Source organism: Pseudoalteromonas sp. A757 (assembly GCF_004103285.1).
GTDB classification, from domain to species: Bacteria; Pseudomonadota; Gammaproteobacteria; order Enterobacterales; family Alteromonadaceae; genus Pseudoalteromonas; species Pseudoalteromonas galatheae.
In genome coordinates this window covers 1-25609 of record NZ_QNQN01000061.1, presented here as the reverse complement: position 1 = coordinate 25609, position 25609 = coordinate 1, and the positions used below count along the sequence as shown (strand labels likewise).

At 43.7% G+C, this 25609-nt stretch carries 28 protein-coding genes; 17 read left to right on the top strand and 11 right to left on the bottom strand.

Features of this window, described 5'->3' with window-relative positions; translation table 11 throughout:
* The first annotated feature begins 185 nt into the window (after positions 1-185).
* The 7 genes from DRB05_RS05840 (at position 186) to DRB05_RS05810 (ending at position 2046) form a co-directional block, all read left to right on the top strand.
* Positions 186-407, top strand: a complete 222-nt coding sequence (locus DRB05_RS05840) for a calmodulin (RefSeq protein WP_017218756.1) — start codon at positions 186-188, stop codon at positions 405-407.
* 59 nt (positions 408-466) lie between these two features.
* Positions 467-688 (top strand): EF-hand domain-containing protein, encoded by a 222-nt coding sequence (locus DRB05_RS05835; RefSeq protein ID WP_128726087.1) that lies wholly within the window; start codon positions 467-469, stop codon positions 686-688.
* An 87-nt stretch (positions 689-775) separates the two neighbouring features.
* Positions 776-997 (top strand): EF-hand domain-containing protein, encoded by a 222-nt coding sequence (locus tag DRB05_RS05830; RefSeq protein ID WP_010375681.1) that lies wholly within the window; start codon positions 776-778, stop codon positions 995-997.
* 68 nt (positions 998-1065) lie between these two features.
* Positions 1066-1287: a calmodulin gene (locus DRB05_RS05825; RefSeq protein WP_017218753.1), complete on the top strand. Its 222-nt coding sequence runs from the start codon at positions 1066-1068 to the stop codon at positions 1285-1287.
* A gap of 50 nt (positions 1288-1337) precedes the next feature.
* Positions 1338-1559 carry an EF-hand domain-containing protein gene (locus tag DRB05_RS05820; protein ID WP_010375683.1) on the top strand — a complete coding sequence of 74 codons (222 nt, stop codon included), beginning with the start codon at positions 1338-1340 and terminating at the stop codon, positions 1557-1559.
* A gap of 49 nt (positions 1560-1608) precedes the next feature.
* Positions 1609-1830, top strand: a complete 222-nt coding sequence (locus DRB05_RS05815; protein WP_010375684.1) for a crotonobetainyl-CoA--carnitine CoA-transferase — start codon at positions 1609-1611, stop codon at positions 1828-1830.
* A gap of 9 nt (positions 1831-1839) precedes the next feature.
* The gene (locus tag DRB05_RS05810) at positions 1840-2046 is read left to right on the top strand and encodes an EF-hand domain-containing protein (RefSeq protein ID WP_128726086.1); all 207 of its coding nucleotides are present in this window, start codon (positions 1840-1842) and stop codon (positions 2044-2046) included.
* Between the two features lie 103 nt (positions 2047-2149).
* Here the strand turns inward: DRB05_RS05810 and DRB05_RS05805 are convergent, their stop codons facing one another.
* Positions 2150-2665 carry a hypothetical protein gene (locus DRB05_RS05805; protein WP_128726085.1) on the bottom strand — a complete coding sequence of 172 codons (516 nt, stop codon included), beginning with the start codon at positions 2663-2665 and terminating at the stop codon, positions 2150-2152.
* Between the two features lie 93 nt (positions 2666-2758).
* Positions 2759-3202: a GNAT family N-acetyltransferase gene (locus DRB05_RS05800; RefSeq protein ID WP_128726155.1), complete on the bottom strand. Its 444-nt coding sequence runs from the start codon at positions 3200-3202 to the stop codon at positions 2759-2761.
* Between the two features lie 166 nt (positions 3203-3368).
* Here DRB05_RS05800 and DRB05_RS05795 point away from each other — a divergent pair, with 166 nt between their 5' ends.
* The 5 genes from DRB05_RS05795 (at position 3369) to DRB05_RS05775 (ending at position 8091) form a co-directional block, all read left to right on the top strand.
* Positions 3369-4400, top strand: a complete 1032-nt coding sequence (locus DRB05_RS05795) for a nitronate monooxygenase (RefSeq protein ID WP_128726084.1) — start codon at positions 3369-3371, stop codon at positions 4398-4400.
* Between the two features lie 159 nt (positions 4401-4559).
* On the top strand, positions 4560-5522 hold the full coding sequence (locus DRB05_RS05790; RefSeq protein ID WP_128726083.1) for a phosphatidylinositol transfer protein: 963 nt from the start codon (positions 4560-4562) through the stop codon (positions 5520-5522).
* A gap of 242 nt (positions 5523-5764) precedes the next feature.
* Positions 5765-6682 carry a triacylglycerol lipase gene (locus DRB05_RS05785; RefSeq protein WP_128726082.1) on the top strand — a complete coding sequence of 306 codons (918 nt, stop codon included), beginning with the start codon at positions 5765-5767 and terminating at the stop codon, positions 6680-6682.
* Positions 6679-7527, top strand: coding sequence for a lipase secretion chaperone (locus DRB05_RS05780; RefSeq protein WP_128726081.1), 849 nt, complete (start codon positions 6679-6681; stop codon positions 7525-7527). The genes DRB05_RS05785 and DRB05_RS05780 overlap by 4 nt, the downstream gene beginning before the upstream one ends.
* 111 nt (positions 7528-7638) lie before the next feature.
* Positions 7639-8091 (top strand): hypothetical protein, encoded by a 453-nt coding sequence (locus DRB05_RS05775; RefSeq protein WP_128726080.1) that lies wholly within the window; start codon positions 7639-7641, stop codon positions 8089-8091.
* A gap of 30 nt (positions 8092-8121) precedes the next feature.
* On the opposite strand, the gene katG is transcribed toward DRB05_RS05775, so the two are convergent.
* The 3 genes from katG to DRB05_RS05760 form a co-directional block, all read right to left on the bottom strand.
* The gene (gene katG, locus DRB05_RS05770) at positions 8122-10344 is read right to left on the bottom strand and encodes a catalase/peroxidase HPI (protein ID WP_162847782.1); all 2223 of its coding nucleotides are present in this window, start codon (positions 10342-10344) and stop codon (positions 8122-8124) included.
* Between the two features lie 283 nt (positions 10345-10627).
* Positions 10628-11401 (bottom strand): class I SAM-dependent methyltransferase, encoded by a 774-nt coding sequence (locus tag DRB05_RS05765; RefSeq protein WP_128726079.1) that lies wholly within the window; start codon positions 11399-11401, stop codon positions 10628-10630.
* 88 nt (positions 11402-11489) lie between these two features.
* Complete coding sequence (locus DRB05_RS05760) at positions 11490-13508, bottom strand: S9 family peptidase (protein WP_128726078.1); 2019 nt, start codon at positions 13506-13508, stop codon at positions 11490-11492.
* Between the two features lie 170 nt (positions 13509-13678).
* Here DRB05_RS05760 and DRB05_RS05755 point away from each other — a divergent pair, with 170 nt between their 5' ends.
* Positions 13679-14092 (top strand): VOC family protein, encoded by a 414-nt coding sequence (locus tag DRB05_RS05755; RefSeq protein WP_128726077.1) that lies wholly within the window; start codon positions 13679-13681, stop codon positions 14090-14092.
* A gap of 318 nt (positions 14093-14410) precedes the next feature.
* On the opposite strand, the gene DRB05_RS05750 is transcribed toward DRB05_RS05755, so the two are convergent.
* From DRB05_RS05750 to DRB05_RS05735, 4 genes are read right to left on the bottom strand one after another with little or no spacing between them, the layout of a single operon-like run.
* Positions 14411-14941, bottom strand: a complete 531-nt coding sequence (locus DRB05_RS05750; protein ID WP_128726076.1) for a GNAT family protein — start codon at positions 14939-14941, stop codon at positions 14411-14413.
* A 47-nt stretch (positions 14942-14988) separates the two neighbouring features.
* Positions 14989-15717: a 5-oxoprolinase subunit PxpA gene (locus DRB05_RS05745; RefSeq protein WP_128726075.1), complete on the bottom strand. Its 729-nt coding sequence runs from the start codon at positions 15715-15717 to the stop codon at positions 14989-14991.
* A 9-nt stretch (positions 15718-15726) separates the two neighbouring features.
* A complete protein-coding gene (locus tag DRB05_RS05740; protein WP_128726074.1) occupies positions 15727-16527 on the bottom strand; it encodes a DUF1445 domain-containing protein in 801 nt (266 codons plus the stop codon).
* Positions 16528-16539: 12 nt separating this feature from the next.
* Positions 16540-18336 (bottom strand): glycoside hydrolase family 3 N-terminal domain-containing protein, encoded by a 1797-nt coding sequence (locus DRB05_RS05735; RefSeq protein ID WP_128726073.1) that lies wholly within the window; start codon positions 18334-18336, stop codon positions 16540-16542.
* A 483-nt stretch (positions 18337-18819) separates the two neighbouring features.
* On the opposite strand from DRB05_RS05735, the gene DRB05_RS05730 reads away from it, so the two are divergent.
* The 4 genes from DRB05_RS05730 (at position 18820) to DRB05_RS05720 (ending at position 23038) form a co-directional block, all read left to right on the top strand.
* Entirely contained in the window at positions 18820-19164 is a 345-nt protein-coding gene (locus tag DRB05_RS05730) for a VOC family protein (protein WP_128726072.1), read from the top strand.
* Between the two features lie 534 nt (positions 19165-19698).
* Positions 19699-21924 carry an EAL domain-containing protein gene (locus DRB05_RS05725; RefSeq protein ID WP_240036213.1) on the top strand — a complete coding sequence of 742 codons (2226 nt, stop codon included), beginning with the start codon at positions 19699-19701 and terminating at the stop codon, positions 21922-21924.
* 276 nt (positions 21925-22200) lie between these two features.
* A complete protein-coding gene (locus tag DRB05_RS22825) occupies positions 22201-22413 on the top strand; it encodes a hypothetical protein (RefSeq protein ID WP_205125721.1) in 213 nt (70 codons plus the stop codon).
* A gap of 109 nt (positions 22414-22522) precedes the next feature.
* Positions 22523-23038: a hypothetical protein gene (locus tag DRB05_RS05720; protein WP_128726071.1), complete on the top strand. Its 516-nt coding sequence runs from the start codon at positions 22523-22525 to the stop codon at positions 23036-23038.
* Positions 23039-23239: 201 nt separating this feature from the next.
* Here DRB05_RS05720 and DRB05_RS05715 read toward each other — a convergent pair whose 3' ends face one another.
* Positions 23240-23671 (bottom strand): hypothetical protein, encoded by a 432-nt coding sequence (locus DRB05_RS05715; protein ID WP_128726070.1) that lies wholly within the window; start codon positions 23669-23671, stop codon positions 23240-23242.
* Positions 23672-23726: 55 nt separating this feature from the next.
* Positions 23727-24683: a glycerophosphodiester phosphodiesterase family protein gene (locus tag DRB05_RS05710; protein WP_128726069.1), complete on the bottom strand. Its 957-nt coding sequence runs from the start codon at positions 24681-24683 to the stop codon at positions 23727-23729.
* Between the last annotated feature and the right edge of the window lie 926 nt (positions 24684-25609).

Below are 25609 nucleotides of genomic sequence, written 5' to 3'. Positions count from 1 at the left end.
GGCAACAATCTCACTGAATCCATCCTTAATAAAAATCCACTTTGGTTTTTAACTTGTTGATTTTTATATTCTTTTAAACTTTGGCATCAAAGTTGGAATAGTTATCTCGAAAGCAAAAAACATTCGCTTCAACGCAAACCAACGCAGAGAAGCAGAAACGACAAGTTATATGAGAGGAACTGATTATGAAAACTTTAGCAATCGCACTATCAGCAGCTGTACTTTCTTTCGCATCAGTAGGTGCTCACGCAGACTCTGAGTTTGATAAATACGATGTTGATGGAGATGGCTACATCTCATTAGGCGAATCAAAAGCGAATCCAAATTTAATGGCGCAGTTTAAAGACCTTGACGCCGACCAAGACGGCCAATTAAGCCAGTCTGAGTTTGATAACTTTGAAGGCTAATAACGAGCCGATAACGTAATAGCAGATTTTTAAATATACCCCAAGTTAAGGAAAAGATTATGAAAAACGTACTAGCAGCACTATCAATCGCAGGTTTATCAATGGTTTCAGCATCAGCACTTGCTGGTGATGACTTCGCAAAATTGGATACTGATGGCAACGGCTCAATCAGTGTAACTGAAGCGAGCGTAAGCGCGTCATTGAGTGAGCAATTCGCGGACTTAGACGTTAATGCCGACGGCGAGCTAAGCAAGTCTGAATACGCAAATTACGAAGGCTAATTTGGCACTGGATCGAGTAATGAGTTAAGGAGCTGGGCCGCATGCCTAGCTCATCAGAACAAAATGACACAATTGAAGGGTTAGATTATGAAAAATGTACTAGCAGCACTATCAATCGCAGGGTTATCAATGGTTTCAGCATCAGCATTTGCTGGTGGCGATTTCGAGAAACTAGATACTGATGGCAACGGTTCAATCAGCGTTACTGAAGCAAGCGTAAGCACTTCGTTAACTGAACAGTTTGCAGACTTAGACACGAACGCCGATGGCGAGCTAAGCAAATCTGAGTACGCGAACTACGAAGGTTAATCGCTAGGTGGGCTTAGCGCCCACTGCCTTTGACGCCATAACGAACACGACAGAAGGATTGGACTATCATGAAAAACGTATTAGCAGCACTTTCAATTGCAGGTTTAACATTCGCTTCAGCTTCTGCATTAGCTGGTGAAGATTTCACTAAATATGATACTGACGGTAACGGCACCATCAGCATGACTGAGGCAAAAGTAAATCAGTCGCTTGCAGAGCAATTTACGCAACTAGACAGCAATGCCGACGGTGAGTTAAGCGAGTCTGAATTCGCAAATTACCAAGGCTAATCAAGCCGCCCAAAAGCAAATCATATTTAGGAAATTTTAGGAGCAGAATGATGAAAAATGTACTTATCGCACTATCAATCACAGGTCTAACATTGGCTTCAGCAAATACTATTGCTGGTGAAGATTTCGCAAGCTATGACACAGATGGCAACGGTGCTATTAGCATGAGCGAAGCAAAAGTAAATACAGCGCTTATCGAGCAGTTTAAAGACTTAGATGTAAACGCTGACGGAGAACTAAACGAAACTGAGTTCTCTAACTTTAAAGGTTAATTTGCGACTAGAGCCGCAATGAGAGACGGGCATAGTGAGGAGAATGGCTATGAAACTTAGAACGGTATGTGCAACGACCATAGGTGTATTGGTGAGTACGATGGCACTGGCAGCAACCTTGTCATTTCAAGATGTAGACAAGGACAAAGACGGGCAGATCAGCCAGCAAGAAGCATCAGTATCATCAACACTACTTGGTCAGTTCGAGAAGCTAGATGCAGACAAAAATGGTCAGCTAAGCGCTTCTGAATTCTCTAACTTTAAAGGCTAGGAGGTCACAATGAAAAAGTTAGCAACAGCAATCACAGCCGCCACAGTACTTTTTGCCGGCTCAGCAATGGCAGCAGAATTTAACGATTTTGATTTAGACAAAGATGGCTTTATCTCTAAAAGCGAAGCGTCACTGTCAGAACCTCTTGCTTCAATCTTTGATAAGCTAGACAGCGACGGAGACGGCAAACTGTCTGAGAAAGAATTTAATCAGTAAGCAAGTGGCAATCCAAAGCGCCACGCCTCCCCAAGCTCGACTTTGTAGTCGGGCTTTTTTATTTCGAGCTGCTAGGCTGCTTAAGGTTTAAATGGGGAATGAGCTAACTTAATTCATTGATCCAGCGATGCGTTCTTATCCATTTTTGCATCTTGGGGAAGCCTTCTCTTGGACAAGTCATATCCCAAGCGGTAAGCAGGGGTTGACCAAAAAGGCCACCAGTATTAAAGGCGTCAATCAATGACTCTCTAGCATTTTTGTAGGCTTTTTCATGGAATACAACTTCAATGGGCAAGTTGAGATAGCTAGTAGCAGCAACTGACCAAGCCGTCGCTGCTATTTCTTCACCATGCATTGCCTGTTTTTCGCGCCCATTTTTGAGGCCATTTTTGTACACATCACCATTAAGCTGAGGGCGAAAAATAGGCTCACAAACTGCAATATGTCCGGCTTCATGCAGAATATCCCCCGGGTAAAGCAGCTTTTCATTATCAATGTATAGGGTGCCATTCACTGTTTTTAAACCGGGTAAGAAGGAGTCAGTTTCTACGTCTTTAAACCGAAAAGGTAGATTGATTTCGGTAAGAAAATCACAAATGCGCTTTGTATGCTCATGCATGTTAATTCGGATTCCTTTGAGCAGCTTAACTTACATTGTCAGTAAGTTTAACCTACGTTTCCATTTGCGCAAATTACCGAAGATTACAACTTGTTATAAAGGAAGTTTGATCACCGCTAGCATCTCACCATCCTCTTCATCGATTCCAACTTCTTCAAAGCCAAAGCTTGCGTAAAACGATTTTGCAACGGGGTTGCTCGGTATATAACAGATTTCTATGGTGGTAAGGTTTAGTGTCTGCTTGATTTCTTCGAGTGCGAGGGTGAGTGCTTTACGCCCAATTCCTTGTTGCTGAAATTGTTGATCAACCATAAAGCGCCAAATGGAAATACGTTCTATACTCTCTTGTACCCACATTAGCATCCCAACAGCTTCATCATCGTGATAAATTGCGCGTGTGGTATAGCCATCATTAAATTTTGATTCCACGATGGAAAACATGTTGCAGGCTACCAAATCTTGCTGTCCAGGGCTGACATCTAAATCGCAAATGGCTTCGTAGTTGTGTTTATCAATGGCTCTTAGAGAAATATTCATCATGGCGTCCTTGTATTGTTATAAAAACACTATTTCAAACATGGTTGTTTTGGCAAGAGAAAGTTTGCTTTATTAAACGCACAATCATTGACCGTTAAGCGCTTATTCCTCACACTGGAAAACACCTTCGGCTTTATGTCGTTTTGCCTAAAACAAGGACCTTGTGATGCAGCTCACCGAATTACTTAATATTTCTATACCTATGATCCAAGCGCCGATGGCAGGCGTGCAAAATTGGCGCTTAGCGGCCGCAGCAACAAATGCCGGAATACTCGGTTCAATCCCTTGCGGTATGTTAAGTAAAGAGCAGGTTGTTGCAGAAATTGAACATTTCAAAGTACATGCTTCAGGCTCATATAACCTTAACTTTTTTTGCCATAAAATGCCGGAACTTGACCCTTATCAACAAGGTAATTGGAAGAAAAAGCTGGCTCCATATTACGATGAGCTGGAGTTAACACCTAGCGATGATATGGGAGTCTTAAGACGCCCATTTGATAGGGAAATGGCCGAGGCCATTGCCCCTTATAAACCTCCCGTGATCAGTTTTCATTTTGGTCTTCCTGATGCCGAATTGGTCGAGTTGGTAAAATCGTGGGGGACGACTATTTTATCTTCAGCAACGACCTTGGAAGAGGGGATATGGTTAGCTGAAAATGGTGCTGACATCGTGATAGCACAAGGGATTGAAGCGGGTGGGCATAGAGCAACCTTCACCGAGACAAAACTTGAGTCTCAGCTGCATACTCGTCAATTGGTAACGATCCTCGCTGATGCGTTATCCGTACCTGTAGTGGCTGCAGGTGGTATTGCTTCTCATCATGATGTCACTATGATGCATGAACTGGGTGCATGTGGAACGCAAATAGGCACTTGTTTCTTACTATGTGATGAAGCTAACACTTCTCAGGTACATCGAGAGGCACTCAAATCACTGTCTGAGCCGTCCGCCGTAACCAATGTGTTTTCTGGTCGCCCTGCACGTGGGATTGAAAATCGGTTAATGATAGAGCTGAATTTCATTAATGAAGATGTACCTACTTTCCCATATGCATCAGCCGCTTTGACACCATTACGCGCCGTAGCTGAAAAGCGAGGAAGCGGCGATTTTAGCCCCCTATGGTCCGGGGTTAATCGCCAAGGCTGTATGGAGGTAAGCACTCAAAAAATGGTAGATAATTTATGGAATGTTAAATAATAACTCTTTGATTAACAAATTTGACACATTCTGAGTTTATGCTCTAGCGTTTTATGACAAGGCCAGTTCGTTGCGCCTTGTCCCTTGTTGCCTGAACATGCGTATTTTTATGTTTAGGTGACGTATTCGCTATTGAAAATAATAAACACGGAGTCGTGCATGAGACATTCTATTTTAACAGCAGCGTTATTCGCTTCTTTTTCTTCGCTGGCAACCCCTACTTGCCCAAGTATTACCGCATTAGAAACCCAATATGCAGCACCAAATATGGTCAAGCGTAGCTTTTCTAGCTCGTTTAACAAATACTTATCTTGGCTACCAAGTTATCATATGGTGCATGATCAAGTAACCGCTGCTGGAGCTGTCACTCAGATCACTGCTAAATTTGACTACGGTAGCATCACCCATAAAGACTTGGAATTCGAGTCGGTGGAGTTTTACTACCGTGCTGAGTCGGACACAAATTGGCAGTATCTTGGTGAGCAAACAACCAATGGCGATGGTAAGGCGTTTATCACCTTGCCTGAACTGCCGGCAGGTCAGTATCGTGTATACGCAGGCGTGCCAGCTGATGGGACTGGTGCACAAGGTTATGTCACAGTCGTTGAGCCAGGTACTCAAGCGGTCCTGTTTGATATCGACGGCACGCTAACCGAATCTGATGCCGAGCAAATTGGCGACTATACAGGAATAGATCATGCCGACCCCAAAGATGGCGCTTATGATTTAGTTCGTCACTATCTTGATTTGGGCTATCAACCCGTATTCTTAACAGCCAGAGTGTATTGGTATGCTAAAGGGACGCGCGGTTGGTTGAGTTGGATGGGTTTACCACAAGGCTTTTTACGCACATCACTTAGCAATGAAACCAGCCTGTTTAAAACGGCAGAATATAAAACTGCGGAGATTAATCGCTTAAAAGCGCAGGGTATTGAAGTCGTTCGTGCTTATGGCAATGCCAAAACAGATGCTGAAGCCTTTATCAAAGCAGGGATCCCAGCTTCTGAGGCGTTTACTATTGGTTCTGATGCCGGGCATTACGGTACCACAGCTATTACCGGCAATAGTTATCAAGTGCATTTAGGTGAACTCACAACTTACCCTCACGCTGACTGCTTGTAGACCTTACCTTCGATTGATTCTAATTTTTTAGGAGTTCGCAAAAGGAGCCGTATTTTGGCTTCTTTTGGGGCATTCTGTGTGTACTAACCTCTGGGCCTAGGTACTAACTTACACTCCCATCATTTACGTTTGTTTACGTAATATTCATTAAAATTTCATTTTTTACATTATTCTGGCTTGACCTCTGACCATTGTAATCTAAAGTTTGTTTGTTACTAAATTGTAATAATTGGAGCAAGTACATGAAAAGGTTAATTCTCAGCGCCCTGCTTGGGTTGCTATCGGTCGTCACTTCTCCCGCTCACAGCGGTGAGGAATTAGAGTATCCCGTGGTATTAGTTCACGGTCTGTTTGGCTTTGATAATCTGCTCGGAGTAGATTATTTTTATCGCGTACCACAAGTGATCCAAGATGAAGGTGGGCAGGTTTATGTTGCAGAAGTATCATCAGCCCATAATTCAGAATTGCGTGGTGAACAACTACTAGAGCAAGTTGCGTTGGTTCGAGCATTAACGGGTAAAGGCAAAGTTAATTTGATTGGTCATAGCCAAGGCGCGCAAACTATTCGCTACGTCGCCTCAGTTAAACCTGAGTGGGTGGCCTCGGTGACTAGTGTTGGTGGCGTAAACTGGGGTAGCCGTTTTGCTGATGTTGTTCGTGGTGGAGTAGACAGTGGTTCATTTTCGGAGCAGTTTTTAGCATCGCTTGCTAACGGCCTTGCGGGATTGATTGATTTGTTATCTGGTAAAGCAACCGCACCAAAAGACGCACTCGAAGCGCTAAGTGCTTTGACCACGGCTGGCACATTAGCATTTAACCAAAAATACCCAGAGGGTATACCAAGCAGTTATTGTGGCGAAACCCAAAGTCTAGCAAGCAATGGTGTGCATTATTTTTCATGGAGTGGCAGCAAAGCATGGACCAACGTATTTGACCCTGCTGATAATGCACTCGCACTGTTCTCTCAAGTTTTTGATGAGGCCAACGACGGCCTAGTCTCAGCTTGTTCTAGTAATTTAGGTCAGGTGATCAACAACCAATTCAAAATGAACCATTTAGATCAGGTAAACCACACTATTGGTATTCATCACTTGTTCGAAACAGACCCATTAACCGTTTATCGCCAGCATATTCGCCGCTTAAAAGGTCTGGCGCTATGAAAAAGTGGGGCCTTTTGCTAATCATTTTGACTATGCTGTCGCTGGTTTATATCGAGAGTGAACAGCAAGAGATGCCGCGTCATCTTCCCCGGTTCGCGGTGCTATCAGAGCAGCAAAGTGATGCGCATAAGGTCCCACAACCCACAAGGAGTGCATCTGCAAGCGTACGTTGTGAGACTATTAATAAACAGCATAAGCATCAAATCGACGATTGGCTTTTTGATCTACAAAACAATAACCAAGCCGAGCAGTGGCAAGCTTATCTGGAATTATTACCACAATGCCTTCACGAAGTTGCAGATCTCTACGTGCAATTTAAGCAGGCCTTAATTGATGTGGATACGCATCTTAACCTACAAGAACGTGTTGAGCTGCTACACGCACTGCAGCGGCAATTTTTTACAGATGAAGTGATCGCTATTTGGTTTGAAGGTGATAATGCGTGGGATATGCAAGCTTTGATTCGCTGGCAAATTTTGTCAGACGCATCTATATCTGAGTCGCAAAAGCAGCAATTAATTGAGACGCATGTCAGTGGGCTTCCAAAGCGTGAACAAGTGTTATTTCACACCTCAGCTCAGTTGCACACCCTAAACGCAAACTGGCAGCAAAAACACTATAACGAATTAAGTGCCGAATTTGGTGATGAAGCGGCAACTCGTATTCTTGAAGTCCAGAAGCAGCAAAATCATTGGCGGCAAAAACTACAAAGCTTTATGCTGCAAAAACAAAATATTTTAGCCGAGCTTGGTGATAGCCAAATTGCAAAAGAAAAAGTCGAGTCACTACTCAAACAAACCTTTACGGAGAACGAGCAAAAGCGAGTCGCTGTATTGGTTAAGTGATAATTTTTTAGTTATTGATAAGATGTACAGGCCGGTTACATGGAGCAGCCAAACTTTCAGCCATGAGCCCATCTTGGCAACTGGTAAATACAATCAAACAAGCAGTAAAACATGAAAATTGAACCAAACCTGTGGCAGCTTTATTTACAAGTATATTTTCAACCATTACAGCAAATCGGCTTTGATTCTCGGGGCGCTGTCTTAAGTCTGTGGAATCCACATGGAAAGGTACTCTGTGAAGATAAAAATCAACGCTTATCACGATTTTGGCAAGGGGCTTTACAGCGCGCAAATGTGCCTTATCAGTTGCTGTGGGGCGGTGATCAGCAAATGCAATATCGAGAGTTAAGTGTTTATATAAAGTGTGATTTAGCATCGGGATATCGATGGGCGACACGATTAAATCAACTGGGATTTTATTTCGTCGAAGATAATCAATTGCACCTCTATAACAGTAGCGATAAAGCGCAAAGCGATGTGGTGACGGATAACTTCGTATCTCGGTTTTGCTTTGCCAAAATACCAAAGCAGAACCAAGCCATACAACCAAAAAACAGGGCCTAAACTAGGCCCTGTTTGCTGTACTTCATTGGTTTATTTTAAGTCAAAGCGGTCTAGTTGCATTACCTTCACCCAAGCGGCGATAAAATCGTCTACAAACTTCTGTTTGGCATCGTCCGATGCATAGACTTCGGTAATTGCGCGAAGTTCAGAGTTAGAACCAAAGATTAAATCAACCGGGGTTGCCGTCCATTTTATCTCTCCAGTTTTACGGTCACGACCTTCGTATAAGCCTTCTTGCCCCTCTACCTTTGACCATTTAGTCGACATATCTAGCAGGTTAACAAAGAAGTCGTTGCTCAATTGACCTGGTTTGTCAGTAAATACACCGTGCTCTGTGCCTTTGTAGTTTGCGTCTAAGCTACGTAGGCCGCCTAATAGTACTGTCATTTCAGGTACGGACAGGTCCAGCATATTGGCTTTGTCTACTAACATTTCAGTTGGTGACATAAACGCTTCATCACTGTAATAGTTACGGAACGCGTCTGCTTTTGGCTCCAGATAGCTAAATGATAAGACGTCCGTTTGTGCTTGTGAGGCATCGGTACGGCCCGGCTTAAACGCTACATTTACTTTGTAGCCTGCGTCGTTTGCGGCTTTTTCAACTGCTGCAGAACCACCTAACACAATCAAGTCGGCAATAGAGACCGCTTTTTTGCCAGCACGCTTATTAAAGCGGGTTTGAATATCCGTCAATGTAGCTAGCACTTTGTTGACCTCGTCAGGGTTGTTTACCTCCCAACTTACCTGAGGCTCAAGGCGTAAACGGCCACCGTTTGCACCACCACGCATATCAGTAACTCGGTGGCTAGATGCTGCCGACCATGCCGTTCTGATCAGTTCTTGTTTTGTTAGACCTGAGTTCAAGATTGATTTTTTCAGGGCGCTTATGTCCTTGTTATCAATCATCTTGTAATCCGCTTTTGGAATTGGATCTTGCCAAGTCAGTACTTCGCTTGGTACTTCTGAACCTACATAACGGGCTCTTGGACCCATATCACGGTGAGTCAACTTGAACCAAGCCTTCGCGAACGCCAACTCATATTGCTTTGGATCTTTGCGGAAGCGTTCAATGACCTTACGATATTCAGGGTCAAATTTTAATGCCAAATCCGTGGTGAACATTATTGGTGCGTGGCGTTTACCTTCAATGTGGGCGTCTGGTACTAGATTTGCCGCAGCTTTGTTATCTGGGATCCACTGGGTCGCACCAGCTGGACTTTTGGTCATTACCCAATTGAAGTTCATTAGGTTGTCGAGATAATTGGTTGACCATTGAGTTGGTGTAACCGTCCAAGCCCCTTCTAAACCGCTTGTTGTGGTGTCTGCACCTTTACCCGAGCCGCATTTATTTTTCCAGCCTAGCCCTTGCGCTTCAATTGCTGCAGCGGCTGGTTCTTTACCCACACAATCAGATGGCTTTTTCGCGCCATGTGCTTTACCAAAGGTGTGACCACCCGCGATAAGTGCGACCACTTCTTCGTCGTTCATTGCCATACGGCCAAATGACATGCGAATATCTTTTGCGGCAAGTAGTGGATCTGGTTTACCGTGTGGACCTTCAGGGTTGACATAAATAAGTCCCATTTCTACAGCTGCTAATGGACCTTTTAGCTTACCTTTTTTGTCACGACGCTCGTCTTTTAGGAAAGCATCTTCTGGCCCCCAATAAACTAAATCAGGTTCCCAATCGTCTTGACGGCCACCTGCGAAACCAAAGGTCTTAAAGCCCATTGACTCAAGTGCAACATTGCCTGCTAAGACCATTAAGTCTGCCCAGGATAGGCTACGACCGTACTTTTGTTTAATCGGCCACAATAATCGTCTTGCTTTATCTAGGTTTGCGTTATCTGGCCAGCTGTTTAACGGATCGAAACGTTGTTGACCACCTGCAGAGCCACCACGGCCATCGTGTACACGATAAACTCCGGCACTATGCCATGCCATACGGATCATAAATGGACCATAATGACCCCAGTCAGCAGGCCACCAGTCTTGTGAATCGGTGAGTGTTTGCTCGATGTCTTTTTTGACTTGCTTAAGATCTAGTTTGCTAAATTCAGCGGCATAATCAAAGTTTGCGCCGTAAGGATTGGACTCTGGGCTGTGTTGTCTTAATGGGCTTAGGTTTAGTTGTTCTGGCCACCAAAATTGATTAGTTTTTGCTTCACTCATTGCAGCAAAGCTCTGGGCTGATAGCGTTGTTGTTACTGCGAGCGCGACGGCAGACAACATCGTTCTAGATTTTCTATTCATGGGGTTTTCCCTCGTAATTAAAGTGTGTCTCAAACTGCGTGTTAAACTTTAGTTCACAAATTAAAAAGAGAAAATCCAGAAAAACAAATTGGTGTGTTCGGAAAAATAAATCGATAAAAAATCTATTTTATCAAAGTGTTATATTTGTTTTTTATCGCGAGAATATTTTTGAAGTAAAACTTGAATTTAGTATTTTGCAATAATTAACTTAAAACACAAAACTTTTGTAAAAATTCTCGTAATTGTATTGGGTATGGAAATATATATGGTGGAGTAGTGAGTCCTACTCCGCTTTATTCGCTAATATTGAAAATAGCAATGGTACTTGATGCCCTTTACTCAATAACTGAAAACCGTGTCCGGACACCGCCTCCAAACCTTCAAAGCAGTTATATGGACTGTAAGGGTGCTCATCAAAGTGAGTGATTGTAAGACCTGCTTGCATTAATGACTGCATCACTTCGGCGATTGAGTGCGGCCAAGTCGCAATGGTTTGTTTGGTATCTTGGTGGTTCTCGGTATAGGTTGATTCTTCGCTAATATCCGGCTGAGTTTGTGGGAAGTAAGGGTAGCCCAAATGAAGGTCAATACTTGGGTGAAACTCCACGAGACAAAACTGACCGCCGGGTTTCAATGCGCGGGCAATAGTAGCAGCCCATTGAGATAAATCTTGCAACCAGCAGATGGTGCCATAGGATGCAAAGACAATGTCGAATTGTGTGCTATTCTCAAGCCCAAATTGCGTGATGTCCTGACAGATAAAGCAGGCGTCAAGCCCAGTTTGTTGGGCCAATGTACTTGCTCGGGTAATGGCTTCTGTCGAAAAATCAACGCCAGTCACCTTAGCCCCCAGTCTTGCGAATGACAGGCTATCTAAGCCGAAGTGACATTGTAGGTGAAGCAGACTCTTGCCTGATACATCACCCAGTAGCTCACATTCAATGGGATTGAGTGAAGAGGTACCTTGTAAAAAGCGATCGACGTCATAAAACTCAGAGTCAAAATGTGCCTTGGCTCGTTCTTCCCATGCTGCACGATTGAGAGAGACATAATCCATATTGCATTCCCTATTTTTGTGGATTTGCTTTAATAATAACGAGTAAATAAACCGAGGCAAGACTGCCCCGGCTTGGTTGGGATCCCGTTTATTTCTTCGGATCGTGTTTGTCGAACCACCACTGAATATAAGCCACTTTGTTTAGTAGGTTGGATGGTCTTTTGGTGATTCCGTGTGAGGCATCTGGAATTCTGACCATAGCTGTTTCTACACCCTGTAGCTTAAGCGCTTGATAATACTGCTCAGTTTCTGAGATTGGCGTACGATAATCCGCTTCACCTGTCAGTAGCATGGTTGGGGTTTTTACATTACCGACATAGCTGATAGGAGAGCGTTTCATATAATGTTCCATATGCTCCCATGGTTTTCCTGGGAACCAGTAGTCCGCAAAAAATGGATAGAAATCTGCAGTTAACACAAAGCTATACCAGTTTATCACCGGCTTTGCTACGACTGCTGCTGCGAATCTATCCGTGTGACCGACCGTCCACGCGGTGAGTACGCCGCCACCTGAACCGCCAGTAACAAACAAGCGGTCTTTGTCTATATAGCCCTCGCCGATCAGATGATCCACACCTGTCATTAGGTCGTCAAAATCATGGCTTGGGTAGTTGTGGTGGATAGTTTGAGCAAACTCTTTGCCGTAGGAGTCGCTACCTCGTGGATTCATGTAAAGCACTACGCTGCCTTGGGCGGCAAAAAGTTGTACCTCGGCGCTAAAATGTGGGCCGTAGTTTGCGACTGGGCCACCGTGGATCTCAAGTACCAGCGGATACTTTTTAGATTTATCGAACCCGGGAGGGTAGGCGACCCAAGCTTGAATTGGCAGTTGATCGTGCTTCGACTTTAGCCAAACTTCTTCAACTTTTGCCAGTGTTTTATCGCCAAGGGCATCTTCGTTAAGCTTTGTAATTGGTCTTGGCTCGCCGCGTTTTACAATTGCGACATCGGCAGGGCGCTGGGTATCTGCGAGTGTAAAAGCCACTAATCCGCGGTCACTGATGGCATAGTCACCACCTGAATAGGGGCGACCAAAACTCACACTACCAATGGCATCCGTTATCTGCTCAAAACGCCCTTTTAACGGCTGATAGCCAAGTGTGGTTTTCCCTTCACTGTCGTAACTTACATAGACGCCACGGCTGTTGGCGGCCCAAGTGACAGAGGCAAGGCTTCTATCTAAATCGGCTGCATAGGTTTTGGTTTCGCCTGATTTGAGATCTTTGATATAGAGTAGGCTATTCTCGTAATTGGTTTTTTTATCATCATAACCAAGGTAAGCCAGATAGCGGCCATTAGGTGACACCTCTGGGTGAGTATCTGGGCCTACTCGGTCAGTTACCGCTGTGATTTCAAGCGAGTTTAGGTCTAGCTTATAGACTTCGCTGTTGGTTGGGTTTAATTGGTTATCCTTGTGGCGATTAGCCGAAAAATACAGTGCCTTTGCGTCATCAGCAAAACTCAGTTCACCGCCATGATCAAAGTTGCCTGAGGTTAACTGTTTTGCATTGCCACCGTTGGCATCAATTTTGAAAATATGATTAAAGCCCGGTTCGGTGTAACCAGCACCGTCGGCGCGATAATATACCTCATCGATAAATACGGGTGGTTTTGCCCATTCAGCTCCTTTGGGCTTCCCTGCAACAGATATCGGTGGAGCCTTTTGGCTGGGAACAAACTGGCTAAAGTATAGGCTTTTACCATCTGGAGACCAATGTAGTCCCGATGGTCCGTGAGCTAAATTACTGATTTTGGCAATGGCTCCAGTTGCCAACCATTTCACATAAATTTGGCTGCTACCGTCGCGAGTAGAAATAAAAGCGATGCGATCATTACTAGGCGACAGCACAGGAGAATAATCCATGTGCAATCCAGAGGTAACTGGCTGCATTGCATTGGTAGCAAGGTCTACAGACCAGATATTACCGACTTTTCTATCACTTTTGATATCCATGCGGTTGCGTACGAAGAAGACTTTGTCACCGTCATTGGTGATGTCAATTTGATTAGCATATTCAAGATTAAATATATCGGTTGGCTCAAGAGGTGCGGCTTGCACAGCGCAAGCTGAGCTTGCAATCGCGACGCCTGCTAGAAAGTATTTCATGACTCATCCTGTTTCTAATTATCATTTCCACTATGCGCCATATTGCAGCTTAATCAACTCTTTGCGGTGAACAAATTAAAAATCCATAAAAAAGTACTTTACCTCAACTTAACTTGCGGTTTTATCGTTGCCTCCAGTTAGCGGAATTTACAAAGAAGAGGATGATATGTATGTACTTAGAACACGTAAATTTGGTAGTTAGCGACCTAGAAGAGATGCTCCACTTTTATCGCGCCGCATTTCCTCATTGGAAAGTTAGAAGCAAAGGGCAAGGCGAGTGGTACGGCAAAGCACGAACATGGCTGCATTTTGGAGATGATTATCATTATATAGCGTTTAGCGACCACGGTGAGGGCCAAAACAGGGCACTCGAAGGTCATCAAGTCGGCTTGGCACATTTTGCCTATGTGGTTCAATGTGTCGAGCGTGTCGTCAATAGGTTAACCGAAGCAGGTTATGTAGTCGATAAAGTCGGAGCGCAGCATCCACACCGAAAAAACGTTTACTTTATTGATCCTGCGGGATATGAAATTGAGTTTGTGGAATATATGAGTGATCTGCCTTCTGAGCGCAATAGTGATTAACTTGCTAAGAAGCGTGAGTATTGCCCATGTTATAGCTATAGCGGGTGGTTAGAATGAGGGAGGTCTAGCGTTTTTAAAAACAAATGATCCGCCCTCATTTGGTGAGTACAGCTCTGTGATTACTTAACCTGAGGTTTGGATAAGGAATGAGCTAACTCATTGTTTTTTAATCACCTTAAACTATCTTCTTATCTAGCCAGAGAGTTTTAGGGATAACTAGGCAAATTTACGCACCAATAGCTGGCTATTGGAAGTGAACTCAACGCAGTTAGCGCTAAAACTGGCTGCTAGAAAGGCATTAATTATCCGAAGCTCAGGTTACTTTAGCAACCCAAACTTCTCGTCATTCACCCACTTGCCGTTAATTTGGTAGTTATGTTTTAGCGTGCCTTCGAGCTCAAATCCTAGTTTCTTGAGTAAATGGTGAGAGGCATGATTTCCTTGGGTAACGGTGGCGATGAGCTTGTGGTAATTACATTCATACAAGGCAAAGTCAATGACGGCTCTAGAAGCTTCAAAGGCGTAACCCTTTCCTTGAAATTCGGGGGAAAGCATAAAACCTAACTCAGCCTGTTGAAACGGCGTCCACATACTTAAAAATCCGTGTAGCCCGATTGGGGTCGCTGTGGCCGTTTCTTCAATCACTAAGGTGAGCCAAGTGTTATCTTCTTTGTGCCACTGGCCAAGTCCAGCGCTTAAACCACGGTTGAACTTTTCACGCAGCGTAGCTTCATTGGTAATCTCACCGACAAAACGCATGACATCTGGATGTTGATGAAGTTCTACCCAAAGCGGCCAATCTGTATTAAGTATAGGTCTTAAGGTAAGTCTTTCTGTTGTGAACTGCATGTAAAGTCCTTTCGCTTATTAAACATGTACGGCCAGACTATCACAAATTATTGATTTATCACGTTTCTTATTTCTTCAATTAAGGCAATGCTCGCCTCATTGTCACCATGAACGCATAAGGTGTCGGCGCGTAAGGAAAGCGACTTCCCACTTGCAGTTGTAACACTACTTTGCTGGTGTAATTGCTTAACTTGTGTAAGTAGCGCTGACTTATCATGCACTGCGCCCGGTTCAGAGCGGGGAGTAAGTAAGCCTTCATCGGTGTAGAGTCTATCGGCAAAGGCTTCAAAAATCAGTGATACATTATGGTGGTCGGCGAGTTGTTGGTGGTTGGCTTGTTGCGCAGTGGCTAGTACCATCAACTTAAGCTCACTTGGGTAGCGCGAGATGGCCTTGATAACACAGCTTAATAACGGTTGTGACTTCATCATATCGTTATAAAGTGCACCGTGTGGTTTCACATAGCTTAGCGTCAAGCCTTGCACCTTTGCCATCCCTTCAATTGCGGCAATTTGGTAATGTAAGGCGTTGGTGATTTCTTGCTCAGAAAGCTGCATTGAGCGGCGGCCAAACCCTTGGCGATCTGGGTAGCTTGGATGTGCGCCAAGCGTTACTCGATGCGTGTTGATCAGCTGTAGTGTTTGCGCGAGTACATCAGGATCTCCTGCGTGAAAACCGCAAGCGACATTGGCCATGTCGATATGGGGCATTACATGTTCGTCTAACCCCATTTTCCAGGCGCCAAAGCTCTCACCCAAGTCGCAATTTAATAACATGTTTATTTCCTACTTTGTTACTGCAAGCTCTAAATCTTGTTTATCTGTCACCAATAAATGGTGTGGACTATTCATAATACAAAACTCAGGTGCCGCTTTTGCTATGGCTAACTGAGCTGTCAGACTGGAACCCCAAAAAACCGGAAGCTGCCCCTCTTTACAAGTTAATGGCTCGCCAAAATTAGGCTTGCTAAGATCTTTGATCCCAACCTCACTAGGCTCACCAAAATGAAGTGGTAACGCATAGGGAAGTCGGCTTAGTGTTGCCGCTTGAATGGCACTAATAAGATTTTGCTTGGTTAATGGGCGCATCGCCAGTATTTGATTTGCCTCGTATTTATCTACTGAGTTGCATGGCAAGTTGCTGATGTAGAGTGGTAAAGGTGTGGTTGGGTTCGCCGATGGTGGATTTATTCCATACTGCGCGAGCAAGTTATCAAAAGAAAGATAACTGGCAAAAGCAAAGGTAACTAAATCGTCGCGCCAGTGCTCTTCTATGTTGTGGCATTCTTGGGCGAGCTGGCCATGTTTTAAAATCTGATACTTGGGGAGGTGGTAGCGTATGTCTATATCTTTCCCCAAAGTGTCAAAGTTGAAATTACCCGGCTCGCTGGGCGGAATAATCAGCTTGCAAACGGATTGATTACTCTCACAAAAACGGAAGAATGAATATGCTTCGCTTTGTGGCAAAATAATCACATTACATTGTGTGAACCCAGGCACGAACCCTTTAGTAGGGCCCGTATAATCACCATCCTTGATCATTTTTCTTATTGCATGTGGTGCACTTAAAGAAGCACTGGGATCCATAGATTCCTCCAATTAGTGGTTTACTGTAACAGGCAGTGAACCTTCCGCTTTCGCTATTCCTAAAATCACTTTGGCCAGCGCCGTATAGGCAGGCCCAGTTACTTTTTTATCACGATTTACGTCTACATTATAAGCATAACTTGCTAATACTGCGTTACTAAGAGGTCCAAAGGTACTAATTTCGTATGGTGCTCTTAGGCTGATAAATAGCTGCTTTTTGCCCAGTTTTTGACCGTATTGCAGTAATGCTTTCAGCGCCTCAGGTTGCACATTACGCGCCACACCATGCTCTCGTAACTTTTTCACATCGTCCATGCCGCCAATTTCAACCGCGCTTTGCGGTGGCGATGCATGTGCGGCGATTATCACGTCGGCCTGTTTAATTGCATCATGTGCAATGTCTGGGTCGTAGGCTTGTAGGCTTGTACAAGAAAGTGTGAGCGAGTTTTTACTGTATGTTTGTAATGCTTGCTCAAGTGCAAAACATTTTTGCCTATCTGGCATGATAAGGTGAACAACTTGTGCGTTATCTCTGAGCGGCAATACACCATCGTTTTTTACTTCAGTAATAGCCGCTAGTGCAAGCGCTGCTTCTAAGCGACGATGGCTTGGATTACCCAGTGTTGAATTGGCAATGGCCAAAGAAGCACTTGATTGTGGCAGCTTTGTCTTGAGCTTAGCGATACGCGCCATAGAACTGTTAAGTTGCTCTTGGTTTAGTTTATTGGTATCAAGCGCTTCGGTTAGCTCAGCCATATACTGCTCAAAGCGTTTGATGTCTGCACGATTGCGAATAGCAATAGGCATTAGCGCGATATCCACGCCGGCGTTAAACGTTTCAATGGTTGCATCGACTGGATTAAAAAAGTCGCTGATCCCAGCCATATCTAGCGCATCGGTGACGGTCACGCCTTGGTATCCCAATTCGTGTCTTAGTAGTTGTGTCATGATCTGATAAGACATAGTCGCGGGCCTTATCATGCTCTCACCTTGAGAGTTAACAACTTTACTGCTGTCGAGCGCCGGATATTGAATATGGGCGGTCATTACCATGCCAGGAGGTGATGTTTTGATTATCTCGGCAAAGGGCAATAAATCTTGCTGGTTAATTTTGTCGCGGTCGTGATCAACACGAGGTAGTCCCGTGTGGCTATCAACATGTGTATCACCGTGGCCAGGAAAATGCTTTAGCGCAGAAAGTACACCTGCGGCCTCAAATGCTTTTACCTGAGCTAGACCTAATTCGGCGACCACTTTCGGATTTTCCGAGAATGAACGCACATTGATCACCGGATTGTTCGGGTTGCTGTTCACATCTACCGTTGGGGCGAAGTTTACGTTGATCCCTAAGCTATTTAGCTCCTTTCCAATTGCGCTTGCCACTTTGGTTGCGTAAGTATCGCCCTGTTTTGGATAGGTTGCTCCAATACTCATATTGCCGGTAAACGACGTTGCTTGTTCACGATTAATTCGGGCAACACGGCCACCTTCTTGGTCGATGGCAATAAATAAAGGAAGTTGACTTTTACTTTGTTGTGCTGCACTTTGTAACGCATTGGTTAGACTGACTATTTGCGCTGTGTTTTGCACATTTTCGGCAAACAAAATAGCGCCGCCGATGTCGTATTTACTGATCAACTCGGACAGTTCAGGCGGTAAAGTTGTCATCGCTGCTCTACAATCTCTACTTGGCTTTTTGCTTTCACCGCAGTAATAGCGAAAATCGAGCATAAGCTTTTGTCCAAGCATTTGCGAAGTGGTCAGTGGCACTTGTGCTGCTGTTGCGTGAGCTGAAGTGATGAAACTCATGAATGTGATAGTTCCTAAAGTAGTGAGCAGAGATAATAATCGCACAATCAATAATAAACGCTGAATAAAATTGTCTACACTTTAACATTGATTTAGAAGCGACTACAAAGTGCTTTCTATTAGGGCCTGTTGATCTTTCAAGTTTGTTTTTACAGCAGTTTGATTGGTATTTATACAAGGCAGAGCCAGCGTAGCATAGTCATTCTATGTAAGTCTGGCGATAAAGACTTTGTGCTCCTGCAAAGTCACCTTACCCCACATCCTTGTGGGGCAACACAGAGAAAATGCTAATCAAGCGCTGCCCTTTGGGTTCATCTGAGTGCGCTTTGTTCATTGTTGCTCAACTTTTGCCTAGATTACTAGGCGGCAAGTCGAGCGTCGCGACCAAAACACACTCAGAAGAACAAAAATCAAACAGCAAAGGTCAACATGCCCTAGGCGATAACAGCATAAATTAAACACAGATTTTAAAGGGAGTAAAAAATGAACAACCATATAAACTATGTAGAATTAGCAGCAAAAGACTTAGTAGCAACACAAGCTTTCTTCGAGCGGGTGTTTGATTGGCAATTTGAATCTTACGGGCCTGATTATATTGCGTTTGCAAATTCAGGCCTGGACGGCGGCTTTTTCCGAGCCGATGTGTCTTCTAAACAAGCGCAAGGTGGAGTTCTCGTGGTGTTGTACAGCGACGAATTGGAAGTCGTGCAAAGCAAAGTAGAGCAAGCGGGCGGAGAGATCAGCAAGACTATATTTGAATTTCCTGGCGGTCGTCGCTTTCACTTTATTGAGCCGAGCGGCAATGAGTTTGCGGTATGGTCTAAATAACCTAAGTTTCGATAATTAATGCCTTTCTAGCAGCCAGCTATAGCGCTATCTGCATTGAATTCACTCCCAATAGCCAGCTATTGGTGAGTAATTCTCCTTACCTATAGGAAATAGGTACCTTAGCGAGAGCGGGGCGCAGAAGCTGTATTAACCACAAAACTCTCTGGCAAGGTAAGGAAATAATTCAACATGAGTTTAAAAATAATTAGTTGATACATTCCTTATTCAAATCCCAGCTTAAATAACCAAACTGCGTGTTGTAAAGGCCCTTTACAGCACACGTAAACGCAGAGGTTTTACTGCAATCATCTTTCGTTTTCAGATTAGATAAAAACTTGAATTCGTTGCTATTGTGAACAATAGTTATTAAACACTGATGCTAAACTTCTTTGTGTTTGATACCTGCTTACCACGTAATCAACCTACAGATCAATTTAACCGGTCTAGGTTTAGGGCAGTAGTACTGGTGATAAGGGTTGTTATTTAAAAAACACCACTAGACGCATCATCACCATACTTAGGTTTGATTAGGCAATGAGACGGACATTCTTAGTTGTTGGTACTTTACTCTCCTTAACCATGCTTATGGCCGATAAATTGGGCCTATTTTTGCTGTCACCCGTGACTTTTATCATCATCAGCACTTTAGCTTTTTTGTTTGTAGCACTGCTTTGGTGGCAAGCTCAAGATCCTATAAAAATCACCGTTGATGATGGTTCTACCGTGCCACAAATGGTGTTAGATAGTGATGGCGTTATCCTACAAGCTAATGACCAAATGCAATCCATACTGGGTGTTGGCAGCAACGTATTTGGATTAAAAATTGAGGAATTAATCACCGTGAACGGTAGTGTCAACAGTGAAGGGAAGAGCGTGGCAACGAGCAAGTTCGACGCGCTTGTTACACAAAGCTATGGCAACTGCACGGTTGTTCACAGTGGTAAAGTTATCAGCCCAGTTACTTTACCACTAAAAGTCGCTGATACCGTTACGGGGTATCTCTGTTATTTTAATACTAGCAATAGAGAAAATCGTCTCGCTCAGGCATTGGAAGAAGAAAAAGAATTGCTTGAAGTGACGTTGAGCTCTATTGGTGATGGCGTGATCTGTACAGATGTAAATGGTGTTATCACTTATATTAATCCGGTCACAGAAGCCATTCTCGCGATGTTAAATGAAGAAGTGGTCGGGCGGCGATTTGATGACGTTATGTCTATGTATCATGAAGAGACCAAAGCTTCGATTAATAAATTCCCTGAACTTTGCCTAAAGCAAGGTCATACTATTTGTTTGCCTGAACTCACCTCAATTACCAATCACCTCGGTCTTACCTTTGCAATTCAAGACTCCTTTTCTCCTATTATTGCTAAAGATGGCAGCTACCTTGGCACTGTAATGGTTTTTCAAGACGTTACTGAGTCGAGATTAATGGCGAAAAAAATGAATCACCTTGCCCATCACGATGCATTAACTGGGTTACCCAATCGCTTATTGCTGCATGACCGTTTAGTGCAGGCTTGTAAACGAGCTAAACGCATGAGTCATCAATTTGCGTTGGTCTTTATTGACGTCAACAAGTTCAAAAAAATCAACGACTCACTGGGGCACGATCACGGCGACTTATTACTCAAAGAGATTGCAAGCCGACTAACTCAGCAAATTCGAGGGTGTGACACCGTTGCTAGAATGGGGGGCGATGAATTTGTGTTACTCATTGATGGTATCCGAGATAAAAAATATGTACGTAAGGTGGTGAGTAAGGTCTTGAACAGCGTTAACGGACAATATTGTTTACGCCAAGTTAGCCTTAAAGTCACGGTGAGTGCAGGCGTTGCAATTTACCCCGACGACGGTGACAACACTGAAGCTTTGTTAAAACATGCTGATACTGCAATGTATCGAGCTAAAAAAGCCACACAAACGGAGTTTCAGTTTTATAACGCGCGTTTAGACCATGAGTCAGAGCAGCGTTTGTTGCAAGAAAGTCGGATCATTCAGGGGTTAGAAAATAGAGAGTTTATTCCTTATTTCCAGCCTATTGTTGACGCACACACGCGTAAGATTAAGAAACTTGAAGTACTTGTAAGGTGGCAACAAGACCAACAAATATTGGAACCTAAAGACTTTTTTGAAACGGCATGTGATGGCGACCTGATAGTAGAAATTGGGCAGCAACTCAGAGCACAGGCTTTCCATGCAATGAAGAGATGGTTTTGTGAATACGATAACCTTGTGGTTAGTTTCAACCTTTCGCTTACTGAGCTTACCAATAAAACAGTAATAAAAAACTTTATGGATCAAGCTGTACAGCACCAGCTGTCACCTAGGCAAATTGAAATAGAAATCAAAGAAGTTGATCTGATAGAATTACTTGATAAAGCACCTGAGGTGATGGCAGAACTGGAGCAGTCAGGCGTGCGGATTTCAATTGATCATTTTGGTGTTGGGCATACCAGCATGTTGTACCTACAAAGGCTCACATTTGAAACTATTAAAATTCCACCTGCTTTCCTTGCTACCCCTCAGTCAGTTGCCTCACAAAATGATATTGCAAAATTGATTGTACAGATGGCAAAGAGCTTGGACGTAGAATGTGTAGCGGTAGGTGTTGAAAGCGCGTTGCAAGCCAAGTCTCTTAACCTCAACGGTTGCCACCTTATCCAAGGCAACCACCTTTTTGCTCCCGCCCCAGAGTCCGAGATAACCCCCATTCTCAGTACCCACATGAGCGTAGATAGGCGCAGATTAGGTCAAAACTAGCACTGATTAATTTATCTAAAAATATTGCTAAAACTTTCCCTTCTTTCGTTTATAGGTGTACAAAGCTCAACTCACTTGCTCTGGCAACAACAAAAGAGAAGGGAATGCCATGAGCAACAACACACCTTGTTATAATACCAATTGAATTAATTCTCTAATCAATTTGAAGGGTGAAATAGCATATTAGCTTCGTTAAAAATTTCTCATTTAGAACAACTAAATAGCAAAATTTTTGCCTTGCCTATATGGATATAGGTACCTTAGCGGTAGCAGGACGTGAGAGCGGTGCTACTAAAGCTATTTCCCCGCTTCAAGATAGATCATTTACTTAATACAACTGGTATATCAAACCACCTTATTGTGCTTGCTATCAGTAGTGCGTTATTCCAAACCGAGTTTGATCCACTCCCGCTCACGGTGTATCACGACGTATTCTCGCGGCTATCTCTTGGTCGCGCCAGCGAACTCTCGCTAAGTTATCAGTTTTAAGCGAAATCGTTATTATCCGAGCAATTCTATTTCTTGACTTAAAGTTAACTTGAAGTTGTATGCTCCTCTTAAACGAATGATAGTGAACAAACGGTAAGAGGTAGAGGTAATGCAAAATAGCTTAGATAAAATCGTCAATGATATAAAAGCCAACTGGAGCGGGCTAAATTCAAGCACCACAGTAGCAGTACGTGAGTTACTCAGTGAGCTTACTCAGTCTCCACCGCACGAGCCTTGGCTTGAGAGCATTATGCGTGAAAGGTTGGCATCAAAAACACTCTACCAAGACCCTGAATATGGTTTTATGCTGCTAGTTCATGCCGAAGAAAAGGGCACGTACCGCCCACCTCATGATCATGGCGCAGGTTGGGTATTTTATGCCGTGCAATCTGGCGAAATGGAAATGACAACTTACAAACCCGTTACTACAGCAAGCGGCGAAACCCATCTCGTATCCCGAGGAACAGACACGCTCAAAGCCGGCGATTGCCGAGTGTTTCTACCCGGCGATATCCACGACACCCGATGCTTAACAGATAACTTCGTTCAATATCGTTTAACCAGTTGTGACTTTAAAGAAGAGAAGCGTTCAGGTCGGATGATTCAGTATCTGAGAGCGGTGTAGTGGTTTGCAAAACTCAAGGCGATAGTTGGTTTAATCGCCGTCGTTTACATCTAATCAAGCCGCTTTGAAGGGGCTATGGCTGCTAAGAGCGAGGAACAGGCGGTCGATCTAACTCATTTTTTGGGGCCAGAGTGTAGGAGCGAAGCGACGGAACGGAGGTCCCAGCCGCAACGCGGCGACAACAGCGCCTTGTTATGGCTTTTACTGTTTATTAGCACGTTTCATTTTATCAAATAGTGAATTCGGTTTGTTTGATGCTTTAATTTCAGCACGGCCTAGATTACCCTCTTTAGGCTTAATGTACTTCATTAACACGACAGGCATATTGCTAACATTATTTGCCAACCTTACGAATTCATTAGAAGCTGACTTTGTCGTAAATTCGTACTTAATAGTTACATCTCCGTCCTTTCGAAGTACATCAATTATCTGTATTGATGATGATTTTTCAGATCGAAGTCGACTTACCCAATCAATGCTCTTGGACTTGAGTGTAATTCTTTCTTCGGCTACCCCTGCAGTGCATGGTTTATCATAGAAACCAAGTTTTCCGTCTGGTTGTATACACTTATAAATTTCCGCTGAAACAAGAAATGGAAACAGCAATAGTAATGTTGGAAATATGTGCTTCATATTTAGTTACCTATAAATCTGGTTGTAAGCCATAACGCCCGCGTAATGGCGCGAGCTAGCGAGCGCCCAGATTGACGCGTTTGTTAGCTTGTGTTGCACGAATAAATTTAAGATCACTAGTGATCACTCCAATACCCGATGCGACAACGTCATCGTAGGGTTGGGTGATCGATTCATGTCGAGACCAAAGATAAACATCCGAGCCATAGCTCTGTAACCTTGATGCGAGGCGCTCAGGATAGCCCCAAAAAAACTTTGTCATCGAGGGAGGTATAAAAAGAATGGTGTTCCTACAGGACTCAGGAATTAATCCCGCCCATCCAACTAAAAGATAATCTATTCCGCAACTCTTTACACTACCAACGCTTGCTAACCGTAAAGACGAATCCTTGTTTCGAAACCACTCCATACCTTTTGAAGAGGTAATTACAATATGGTTAGATTTTTTTCCAGCTAGATACTCATATAGAGTTTCGAATGAGCGTATGTCGTTATTCTTTAGGTTTAGCCAAAACTCATGCTTTGGATACCGTTCGTAAAACGCCTCTAACTTGGAAATCCTAAAACCTTTTCCTCTAAATGGGAAAGTCGCACCATCATCAAACGTATATCCATATCCTGCATCAATACTTTTCAACTGCTCAAACGATGTTTTATGTACCGGCCCAGACCCGTTTGTAGCACAATCTAACGTCCAGTCATGAAAAACAACCAGTTGATCATCACGTGTTCTGTGAACATTTAGATGAATTACGTTAGCTCCGGCTGCAACGGAAGAAGCCACAGCTTCTAGTGTATTCTCAACTGAATTGACCCTTGATGCGTTTATTGAAAGGGAGGTACAGCCAGTTTTTTTTAATTTTTCATAATTAACTGCGCTTCCGCCTCCTCGATAGGCCACGATCTCGCCATGTCGCTGTAGGTCAGGAACGAACACATAAGCATTAAAAACTCCTAGAGTAATTATGCAAGACAGAGAAACCAAAAATGTCTTAACTATTTTTATAAACATTTATTACCTGAATCCTTGGTCGATGAAAGCTAATATTTTAGTATTTATGCTACATGCTGTTTGTGCTGCATAATCACTGGTTGGACTGAGCCGCTACCTGCTCGGTGTGTCAGAGTTGGTGTTGTTTATGCTAGGGCTTACTTGGAAAAAACAGGCTTGTTGGAGGTTCTCACCTTCCTAGCTAGTGTAATCAGTTTAGCTAGTTTTATGTAAGCTTTCCCTGCATTGCTCAGCGCTTGCTATGTATTCATTACACCTAAACTTTCCTTAATAAGCAATTATATTTTTACGTGTGCAGAGGTCGCTAGCCTGTACAATTAAGTAGGCTAACTACTTGATTTTATAAAGCAGCCCTAATCAAGCATCCCCTCCTTGGCTGATATCAAAGCGCATCCAAGCGCTTCTCGTGCACTCTTTTTAAACGACGCGATCGAGCGAACCAAGAAAACGTCGCCCCAGCATCACACTCAATCCTCAAATCTTAAGCTGATATAGTGCAACCGTCTTGTAAGGCACGTCCATGATGCCAGATAAGACTTGGCCGACATCCTGTCGGCAAATTGCATATCGACTTATGCTTTTCGGGTGTGATGGGGGGGAATTGCGCTGTCTGTTAGTTCTGGTTTTATCCAGTAAAGTAGATGATTAGCTTATAAGCACCACAAAAACGATCGGTGTGAACTCCTAATTAACAGCCTAAATCGTTTTGTGGGAGGCGGTTCACCCGCCGAGAAGTTATGCTCTTCTGGTGTAGTTAAGGAGAATTAGTATTGACTGCGAGTGCTAGTTTTTCTCTCAAAAGCAGCAAATTTGCCTGCAAGCACCAAAAAAGCTCTTAGCACCGTTTTCCTCCCTCATCACACCCGAAAGTAAAGTGCCAATGAGTCATTTCAACGCATGGATGCGTGAAAAGCGGTGACAGGGCC